Origin of the sequence: Acinetobacter sp. NIPH 1852 (assembly GCF_022549455.1) — a bacterium.
In the GTDB taxonomy this organism is placed as follows: domain Bacteria; phylum Pseudomonadota; class Gammaproteobacteria; order Pseudomonadales; family Moraxellaceae; genus Acinetobacter.
Window position 1 is genome coordinate 103,330 of record NZ_JAKZGG010000012.1, and the last position, 8,122, is coordinate 111,451.

General features: G+C 39.3%; 4 protein-coding genes. All 4 read right to left on the minus strand.

All coding sequences use genetic code 11. From position 1 onward, the window contains the following. On the minus strand, positions 1-1,092 hold the full coding sequence (locus tag MMO38_RS11145; protein ID WP_241323581.1) for an AAA family ATPase: 1,092 nt from the start codon (positions 1,090-1,092) through the stop codon (positions 1-3). Between the two features lie 153 nt (positions 1,093-1,245). After that, complete coding sequence (locus MMO38_RS11150; RefSeq protein ID WP_241323582.1) at positions 1,246-5,034, minus strand: DUF4132 domain-containing protein; 3,789 nt, start codon at positions 5,032-5,034, stop codon at positions 1,246-1,248. A gap of 261 nt (positions 5,035-5,295) precedes the next feature. Continuing rightward, the gene (locus MMO38_RS11155; protein ID WP_241323583.1) at positions 5,296-6,084 is read right to left on the minus strand and encodes an OmpA family protein; all 789 of its coding nucleotides are present in this window, start codon (positions 6,082-6,084) and stop codon (positions 5,296-5,298) included. A gap of 70 nt (positions 6,085-6,154) precedes the next feature. Beyond that, positions 6,155-8,122, minus strand: a 1,968-nt coding sequence (locus tag MMO38_RS11160) for a YadA-like family protein (protein WP_241323584.1), incomplete at its 5' end; no start/stop codon positions are given.

Sequence of the window (8,122 nt, forward strand, 5' to 3'; positions counted from 1 at the left end):
TTACTGCCAAAAAGCCTTCCCAGCATCAAAAAAAGCCTTCCATGTTGCATCCTGTTTGGCACGTTCACGCGCCACATTATCCATATAGAAACGCATCCGCTTAGCATCATCAGTATTATCTTTTAGCACCACACCAATCAACTGACGAGCAATCGCTGCCCCATTCAACGATTTATCACCGAGATAATAGCCCTCCAAAGCAGCTGCATAAGCAATATTCACTGCTTCCGCTGTAGACATAACGGCATCTGGGATTTTAATTGAAGTACCGTCTTTAGTTGTGCCTTGACGTAATTCCTGAAAAACCGTGACTAATAAATCAATCACCGAATCAGACATCTGAATCTGATCAGATAAATCGCCTAGCTCTTGTTTCAACTGAGTCAGTACAAGCTCACGTTCAAAAACAGGATCAGCAATCGGTCGCACTGTTTCAAAATTAAAACGACGTTTCAATGCTGATGACATCTCATGCACGCCACGATCACGCAAGTTTGCTGTAGCAATAATATTAAAGCCTGCTTTGGCATATACTCGCCCCTGCTGACCCAGTTCTGGAATCATCATGGTCTTTTCAGACATCAACGAAACCAGTACGTCCTGAATTTCAGGTGGACAACGGGTGATTTCTTCAAAACGGATGATCTTGCCTTGTTGCATTGCTTGGTAAATAGGTGATGCAACCAAAGACTTTTCATTTGGACCTTCCGCGAGTAGCAAGGCATAATTCCACGAATATTTTAAATGGTCTTCGGTCGTCCCCGCTGTACCTTGTATGGTTAAACCTGAATCATCACTAATCGCAGCCGCCAATAATTCAGACAGCATGGATTTTGCTGTACCCGGTTCACCGACTAACATTAAGCCTTGCTTACCCAATAAAGTCACAATGGCACGATCAACTAATGCATCATCACCATAGAATTTACGGCTAATTCCAAGTTTGTCATCACCTAAAATAAATTGGCGCACCGCTTTGGGTGAACGCAACCAGCCTTGTGGTTTTGGGGCATTGTCCTGCTCAGTTAAAATTGCCAATTCCTCGGCAAAACGTTGTTCAGCACTTTGTTTAATGATGTTTTGTTGGGTCATATATTTACCATTTCTTCTTAAAATCTTGATCAGATTGATCTAAATCTATTATAAAAATCTTTAATTCCCATATCAGCTATGGTGGAAGCGGCATGGATGCCGCCTCTACATTGCAAATCCTGATTACGAATTTAAAATAAGATCAATCATATTTTACCAAGGTGTTTTCTTCTGCCATTCAGGATCAAACCCAGAACAAGCATCTGCCACTTTTAAATAATCCGCATAGGTTTCAGCCAATAATACAGGCGAAACATCTGCCAAGCTCATACTACTCTCACGCCATGACCGCACATTCTTTTTCTCAAAACTCAAGTCATATAACACTGCTGCAAGATTTTCCTCTGGCACATAACTACCACTAAAACGAATCACCGCAGACAAACCAATTTGGCTAAATGATTTAAAGTAGCTATCAAATGAACCGCCATCTTCAATCGACGCACGTTGATAGCCCAATTTAGTAATAACACCGCGCAAAGTAAAAGTATCGGTCAACCAACCTTTTCGATCCTCAATGATTTCAGCATGAACATCAAATGTCGGTAGTTGACGCGTCATTTGTTCAAATAAAAACTTCACTTTATAGTCTTTAAAATGCGCTTGCCACGCCTCTGCTTCATCGGTATTGATCAAGACCACATGTGCAATTTTTATTTGACTATCAGCTTGTAATTCAACTTCATCATCATCCAGATTGAGTAAACAGCCATCATCACTAGGACGGAAACTTTGTAAAATTTCACCTTCTGCTGATATTTCCAACCACACTAAACGCTGAATCAAACGCTTCATAATTGGATGAGCAAATAAGTATTCCTGCCAATCTGCACTGCTCCAAGTCCGTTCGCTACACATCGCTTCATACAAACGTTGTGTTTGTAAATCAATCACCTGCTTAAATTCTTTTTTGCTACTGCTAAATAATGATTTTGCTTCTTTAATTAGCGCTTCGTCATCGCCTTGTCGTGCAGTTGGTAAACTTTTGATAATCTTACTATCTTCATTTTTCAGTACAAATTTATCCTTATCATCGACATAAGCCGTCAAAACGCGTGAACCATATTCAAGAGTTAAAATGCCTGAATCATCCAGTCCCGCTGTTGGAATGGTACGATCCGCAAGTTCATCACTACTCCATTGATTACGTTCTGCAATTTGCTCAACCAATTGTTTTGCAAGATTTTGAACCGATGCAGTACGATAACGACGTGAAAGACTCAGTAATAATTGAATGATCAGCGGATCATCGCTGACCGAAAAACTACTCAACATCGCTTCGATTTGTGCACGACGTTGATAATGTTGCTTCATATAATCTTGCAGCAATTTCACTGCAACACTACCTTGCGTTTTAAAGGTCAACGCCAACATACCTTTGCTTTTTATCGCAGAGCCTAGATAAATCGCCAAACGTTCGCGTTTAATTTCTTCAACCACTTCTTCCAGTGTGATGTGCTCATAGCGCCCGTAATATTCTGGGTACTTCTGCCCCCATCGTTGAAATGAATCCTGATAAGAGGCCAAACGGCTCGGTGCTTCCTTATTGGCAATATCCATCGCCTCTTCCAAACTTGGGTTACGAGTATCTTGATGAATAAAGCTTTGTAATAAATATAATGCCAATGTCTGTTGACTCTTTTCATTCAACAAACCAACATAACGTTGCAGCAAGGCATTCGGAATCGGATCTTTGAGTTTATCGGCTAAAATCACCCACCATTGAATAATTTTAGTATCGACTGCTGTGCCATCCTGCCATTGCACTTGTGGTAAATGACTCAAATCAAACCATGCAAAGCTACTGACGATTTTGCCTTTTAAACCTTTCTCAGCATCTTTGAGTAAAGCTTCAGCTGAAAGATAGACACTAATGTCCTCACCTAACTGCTCCAATGCTGTCAAAATCGCAGCAATAACAACTTCTTTTTTCTCTTTTTTCAATAAATCATAAAGCGCTGACACCGCAGTTGGATGTTGTAATCGAGCTAGCCATTCAATCGCAGTAATCCGAATTTCTTGCTTACCATTTCCTAAAGCTTCAATTGCTCTTAAGTGAATATCAGGTAATTTTCTCAACACTTCCTGAGCATCAAAACGTAAACGTTTGCTATCACCTAATGCAAATTCGAGTAATCGAGGAATAAACTGTTTTGGAACTTGTGGGAAGCGTTGTAATAAAGCCAATGCCTTGATCGGATCATAATAACGCCATGAATTTTTATTTTTACTTGGCAGCAATCCTAAAGCTTCAGCAATTAAATCAATATTCTCCACAAAAAAAGGAATTACTTTTTCATCATCAGCGATTCGTGTATTCAGTTCAGTACCGCTGTAATTTTCTAGGTATTCATTTGCAATACAACGTTTACTACTCTCTTCTGAAATCCCGACTTGTTGCAAAACTTGGCCTAACTGACGCAATTCAATTGTTTCCCAGTTCTTGGCATCTAAAAACTGGAAAAACTGATACCAATTGATCCAATCATTGTTTCGATGCCCAAGCACCAAACGAGCTGCATGAATCAAACTAAACTCAGGCAACTGCTGTAATTTTTTTTGATAATTGGCAATTTCTTCAATATACGAACGATAGTTATTTTGACCATTTAAATGACCAAGAATTAATTTTCCAACATCTTCAACTTTGTCATAAGATTTGCAGAAGTCTCGATAGTTATTTTGTCTCCAATGGCTTTTGTATCCACCTTTTTCAACAGATTTATTATCTTCAATTTCCTGTTCTGCGGCTTGACGATATTTTTCTCTTACAACCAAGTAATTATCTTGTAGAACCTGAGCAAAAATTTCAGGAATATCTTTAGCCTCAATCACCTCGATTTCAGGTAACGTATATTCAACCTCGACCATTTTCTCCAAGGATTCGAGTCGTTGTAAAGCAGAAAGGATATTCGCCTGTACCGATTTTAATTTTTCGTTTTCTGCTGCTTGTTGCAAGATTTGTCGATTTTTCTCACCCAAACGTGCTAACAAATCCGCTGCAAAACTACGCTGTTTACTCTCGCCATTAACGAGGAAATACTGTAAATGTTGCTGGCTTTCAGCCTCATCGAGATGGGAAAGTAACACAGTGGCTTGTTCACGAACGTTCTTACTCGAACTTAATGCAAGAATAATAATCAGCTCGGTTTGTAGTTGCAGTAACTCCTGATGTTGAGCAATAAATTCGAGGAAAATCCCCTGAGCCGTGGCAGATAATTTTGGCAGAACTGCTCTAATCAGTTGTAGATGCTCTGTGAAAAAAACAACGCTATCTGAAAAGTTAAAAAGTACGTTGAGTTGATCATGGTGATAACTATTTACATCACCACGTTCAAATAAAGTCGCGATAAAATCCTCAGTATTATTTTCAGATTCAGACAAATAGAGTTGTTTTAATTCAGCAATTGTCCAAGTCTGACGGTGTGATTTTTTCTGTCGATCATCAAAATGTTGATGGTTGAAACTCGTTACCAGTCCATCTACCAAAATATAGCTAAACCATACAGGTGTATTCTTTGAAAGCTGTGGATAATTTCGTTGCTGAGTAGCTGCTTCTAAAAATTTACCATACCGAACCGTTTGTTCACGACTGAACTTTGAAAAAATATTGATATATAGCTTATAGCGTGCATTCTGCGATGCTTTGCATAATTTTTCTTGGGCTTTGGTCAATTCAGATGACGGCCAAAACCATCCATAAGTTCCCGGACTACCCAGTAAAGCACACACCTTATCCGTCGCTTGCTGTTGTAAGGTCAGTAACGCCTCAGGATTTTGCCCATTGACGATATAATTTAAGACCTGATTAGCCAATGAAGCATTCACTTCCGCTAATGGTTCTACAATGGTGCTAAGTAATGCTAAAGTTTCGGAGTCTATTGTATTTTGACCTTGTAGATTGATGAACTGATTTACTCTATTCTTAATACTTTCAAACATTGAATTGCCTCTTATTTTCCCCAGTTTTAAACTTAACATTTGATTTTTAATTTAAAAATCACGATTACTTTTTTCTAATTCAAAGATTTTACAATAATACATAGCAACCCACTGAGTATATTTTTGATGGCTTCATTATAAGAAATTGAAAATCAAAAGCATCCCGAAAATTGGGTCTGTACGACAGTTATTGTCGTACACATTATTTTTAGGACATAAAAAATGGCTACTTTAAAGTAGCCATTTTTTATTAAAGATCAATTACCAACTTACGTTTACACGTCTGTTTGGTGCCAAACAACCAACGAGTTGTGTGTTGGCTTTGTTGCCCGCGCATTGCTGATATAAATCAGTTTGGCTATTGGCTTGAATTTGAATGCGACTCGCATCAATACCTTCATTCACCAATAACTTTGCAACGGTATTGGCACGTTGTGCCGACAATTGGTGGTTATAGGCAAATTTACCAAGCGGATCTGCAAATCCAGCTACAATAATAGGGCTGTTGGATGGATTCTGTTTGATACGTTGTGCAATTGCAGCAACTGTATTAGAACCTTGTTGAATAGCATTAGCATTTGAACGATCAAATGCAAAGAAGACACTACCTGAGCGTGCAGTATTTACATTGGCATCACTTGATACCTGATTGTTTGCACCCCAAGCCATTAAGCCTTCACATGCTTCACCTTTCCAAGTTAAACGCTCTGACAAATTGTCTTTATCAAAGTCGACACGGAGTTGGCAACGCAAGTAATCCTGACTATTTGGCTGGCGAATATCTAAAACATAATTCCAAGTTTTCACAAAGAATAAACCTTCACTAAATTGAGGATTTCCCAATAAATGACGGATTTGGTCTTTGGTTAAACCTGTATCTAAACGTGCAACATTATCATATTCATAACGTTTGACTTGTTTTAAATAGCTGTTTTCAACTACTGGAAATTTGATTTCATCTTGTTGTACAACAGCCTGTTCTTCTGCAAATGCAGAAAAAGCAAAACTAGATGCAACCCCTAAAACCAATGCTTTTATCATATTTTTCATATTCAAACTCACTTTATCTATTGGTGATGAGGAGAACCCAAGCCTTTAGGTTCTCCCTAACAACTATTCCTTAGTCAATTACGCCACTGATACCGATACGTACACTTGGATCACCTTGTGATGCAGCAGCTACACCACCCGTAATAGACCAACGCCCATTGTCAGCAGTCTTACGTAAAGTTACGCCGACTGCATTTTCGCCACCATGATATGAAGCACCAGCCGCATAGGTATATTTACCAGCAATATATGGCGCAGCTTCTAAAGCCATTGCCGCTGCAATACCTGCATTTGCTCTTTTCTCAACATTATCAATACGTTGATTTGTTGAATAGAAGGCTTGCTCAAGACGATTGCTTACATTGTCAATTTTACTATCCAATGCTTGATCAGCCTTGTTCAATGCATCGATTGCACCACCAACATTATTATGCGTTGTATCACCTACTGTGTAAGTTGGATTGGTAAAGCTATTGGTAATATTGTCATAACCTGCTCCGCCACCTAAGAATTCAACCACTTTGTTGTTCGTAGCATTAAGCTGAGAACCATTCACGGCATCTTTAGAGGTTGCACTAATCGTTCCATCTTTAACACCAGTCACGACACGATCACCATCCTTACCAGCAACACTTACTGTAGTACCACCAGTATCTTTACCAACTGTGATTTCACCATTTGGTGTTTGTTGCTGAACTAGACCAGATTTACCATCATTAATGTTGTTGATATTGGTTTGGATGTTTGAAATATCACTTGTATTTTGGTTCACTTGTTCTTGAACATTCCACAATTGACCGCCATTTACAGCATCCTTAGAGTTTTGCTCAACTTTGCCATCTTTTACATTGGTAATCGTAGTGCCATCAGCGCCGCCTAAAGTGATCTTATCTTTCGATGCATCATCATATTTAACAGCATTATTGGCAAGCTCGTTAACATTGTTGTTCACATTGCTAATAGCAGCATCTAATTGACCTTTGTTCACGGCATCGGTAGCATTTGTTCCTGCTGCAACATTGGTAATTTGCTTACTGCCGGCATTGATTCCTTGTGTTGTTACACTTGGACCACCAGCGATAATTAAACCTGTGTTATTCAACACAACGGTATTATTACCAATGCTAACTCCTGCGTTGTTTAAAACAGTATCACCAGCTTTAATAGAATCGACCGTCAAATCTTTTGCAGTTGATACTTCATAGTTATCAGAACCATCTGCATTTTTTGATTTGTTAACAACAATATTTTCGCCATTCGATACTGTTGTTTTAGATGTGGTTGCAGCCGAACCAATAGCTTTATCTAAAGCATCTAAAGCATCACCAACATTCGACTGAGTACTTTGTGCAACATTATAAGTTGGACCTGTAATTGTGCCATCGGCATTCACTTTCGCACCGCCACCAAGGCTATTCACAAGTGATGTTTGTGTGGTTACAACTTGATTTTCCACTACCTTCAATTGTTCTTCAGTAGCAGCTCTACCTTGGGTAGCAAAATCACTACCATTCAAGTCTTTATTACTTAAACCTGTAATCGTATTCGTTGATTTATCAACAACAACACTACCTACCTGAAGCTGATTGGTCGTCACACTGGTCAAACTCAAGTCTTGGCTTAATGCAAATGCGACATTATTGCCTGTCTTCGTTGCCGTAAGGTTCGTATCTGCTGGATCAACTACACCGATATCAACCGTATCACCCGCTTTGATCGCACCGCTGTTTGCACCATTGGTCTGTAAGTTAAAACCACCTTTCAAAGTCGTGATGTCACCAGTGTTGGTCGTAATCTGATTGCCTTGATTAGTCACAGTAGTGTTCAGTGTGCTGATATCGCCTGTGTTCTTCGCAATGTTGCTGGTATTGGTTGCAATGTTCGTGGTGTTTTCATCAACCTTTTGATTGGTTGTAAACAATTGACTGCCATTCACCGCATCAGTTGAAGTCGCTGACACATCACCTGCTTTCACATTGGTCAGTGTCGTACCACCTGCACCCGCTAAAGTCACTTTGTCTTTAACTGCTGCATCGTC

Excerpts from the sequence above, each read along its gene's own strand:
- MMO38_RS11145 (WP_241323581.1), bottom strand. The coding sequence starts at position 1,092 with ATGACCCAACAAAACATCATTAAACAAAGTGCTGAACAACGTTTTGCC.
- MMO38_RS11150 (WP_241323582.1), bottom strand. The coding sequence starts at position 5,034 with ATGTTTGAAAGTATTAAGAATAGAGTAAATCAGTTCATCAATCTACAA.
- MMO38_RS11155 (WP_241323583.1), bottom strand. The coding sequence starts at position 6,084 with ATGAAAAATATGATAAAAGCATTGGTTTTAGGGGTTGCATCTAGTTTT.